The sequence below is a fragment of the Microcoleus sp. S28C3 genome (assembly GCF_036700785.1).
In the GTDB taxonomy this organism is placed as follows: Bacteria; Cyanobacteriota; Cyanobacteriia; order Cyanobacteriales; family Microcoleaceae; genus Microcoleus; species Microcoleus asticus.
In genome coordinates, this window is the sequence record NZ_JAUBPO010000253.1 from 1 (window position 1) to 2,322 (window position 2,322).

2 protein-coding genes are annotated in these 2,322 nt (G+C 41.2%); both read left to right on the plus strand.

What is annotated here, in order from left to right:
* The coding region (locus tag QUA13_RS32195) for a hypothetical protein (RefSeq protein WP_333205124.1) at nt 1-546 on the plus strand (546 nt) is incomplete at its 5' end.
* A complete protein-coding gene (locus QUA13_RS32200) occupies nt 543-2,315 on the plus strand; it encodes a hypothetical protein (protein WP_333205125.1) in 1,773 nt (590 codons plus the stop codon). The genes QUA13_RS32195 and QUA13_RS32200, both read left to right, overlap by 4 nt.
* The last annotated feature ends 7 nt before the right edge of the window (nt 2,316-2,322 follow it).

The window sequence follows — 2,322 nt, forward strand, 5'->3', positions numbered from 1 at the left end:
GAATCTCTCTCTAAATTCACCATAATTTCTACTCAGCTCCTTCTGAGTAAATTTGTGCTTAGTCTAAACTCCAGTCCATTAAGCGAAGACTGGAAAACTCGTTTCCCTACATCGAGTTTTCCCAATATTTTTAGTAGAAGTGGGGTGGGGACGGGTGCATTGGAGGAGGAATATTGGCATGATTTAGTCAAAGATGGGTTTATCCAAAGCGGTGAAATGGATGTTGTACCCGATCAGTTAATCGACTGGATTGATGAACTTACTGGCGGTTTGCCTTTTTATGTCAAAATGGCAGCATCAATGTTTTGGCAGTACGGGGATTACGAACAAGCACAGACTGAGTTTATTTACCAAGCAACTCCTCGGTTTGAAGAACTTTGGGCTGATTTGACTGCATCGGAACGTCAAATTATGAAAAATGCTGCTGGTAAGATTTCAATTCAATCTAATGCTGTAGTTAATAGCCTCAAGCGTCAGGGTTTGTTGAGGGCAGATGGTGGATTATTTAGCACTGCTTTTGCAGAGTTTGTGAGGAATCAGCGATGAAGAGGTTTCTCCGGGAGAGTTGGGAGTTGTGGTACTGGGCAATGTTTTGTCCTTCAAGGCTTCAGCAGCGGATGAATGAATGGGCTCCTGCTGAAGAAAACGATGGATTGCGATCGGATACACATTCCTGGGATATTCTGCTGTGGAAACCAAATTCTCGATTCATTGGTCAGTTTTTACTGCTGATATTTTTGTTTAGTTTACCGCTAATGTCGGGAATTGTACTGCATGGTCAAGTCCTAGATTTGCTGTTGCTATTTGGAGCGATCGTGACTGCTTATAGCATTGGTATTTTGTGTTTATCAATTGGTTTTTATATACCACTACTGGTTTATTTGATTTATCCGGTAAATCCGCAAATTTATCTCATTGGATTAGATATGGTACAGGATATTTTGCTTCCATTTTTCCAAGGAGCAAGGGGTATATTTTTAGGTATATTGGCTTTAAGTATTAGCATGGGCTTTGGTAAATGGCTAGCAAATATAGAACGCATTTTTTTAGCTCGCAATGTCATCGCGATTGGCGGAACACTAAGTACATGGTTAGGAAGTTGGTTAGCAACACAAAATTGGTATTTTGCTCTGTCAGTCACTGGACTGATTGGGTTATTACTGTTGATCTCTGCTTATACGATAATCGATGAAGCTCAAATAATTGACTTTACATTTATAGGGTTAGTCGTGGTGTTCATCCTGATCCTGATGTTAGCTATGGGAATCATCAGAGCGGCCTTCGTGGGAAGCAGTATGGGAATCATCATGGGAGGAATCGTGGAAAGCATCATAGGAGGAATCGTGGGAAGCACCGTTGTGTTGGTGCCAATCGTCGGCGGCTTCGTGGGAGGAAGCGTAGGAAGCATCATAGGAGAAATCGTGGGAAGCATCGTGGGAGTAGTTGTGGGGGTCGTTATGGGAGTAGTTGTGGGGGTCGTTATGGGAGTAGTTGTGGGGGGTATCGTAGCGATCGTTGTGGGAACCATTGCAACTTTACCTTTGCTTTTCTTTTTGCTAATTTGCTGGATAATTGCGGCCAGTATTTCACCCACAATGCAAAATACGTTAGCCATAATTACCGCAATCACGCTAACAGCTTTAGGCTGGCATCATCACGGCTGGGTATCATTTTTAGCAGTGCCAGTAACTTTGATAAGTTACTACCGACTAGCAGATTATTTAGTCCTCACATTAATCGACTTATTACTAGCAATCCTTTTAATCAAACCTTTCCAGCAAAGTCCTCTGCGATTACTTCACTTACTACCCCCTTACACCACCGAGTTGGTTTGGGTGCCTCTCCTCAATCACGATCGCATCTTAGCTGCCGCCTTCCGTACCGATGCCTCAGCAACACTCGCAACTTTTCAGAAAATGCAAGCATCACCGCTACCAGGCTTGAAAGTTACGATTAAAGAGGCATTACCTCAAATTATTACCAATCAATTAACTGTCATCGAGAATATTTATGAACTCATCGCCATAGCAACACCCGAACATCCATTTTTACCTTTACTAGCACCAACATTCTATCAAACAGAAAGCGTAGAAATAGACAAACAAGTTATACAAACAGTATCCTCAAGCAATAACTCTCTCTTTCGCATATGGTTTATTTTTACAAGTGCTTTAGGTAGCATAATAACAGGCGTAATTTTAATTGTAAGCACACAGCTAATAGAAACAATTATTGGAAGTATTATTGCAGAAGTGTTGAATGATAGGAAAAGATTGCTAAAATTGGCAGAGCAATGTATAATTGTAGACTTATAAATTATTA

Excerpts from the sequence above, each read along its gene's own strand:
- QUA13_RS32200 (WP_333205125.1), top strand. The coding sequence starts at position 543 with ATGAAGAGGTTTCTCCGGGAGAGTTGGGAGTTGTGGTACTGGGCAATG.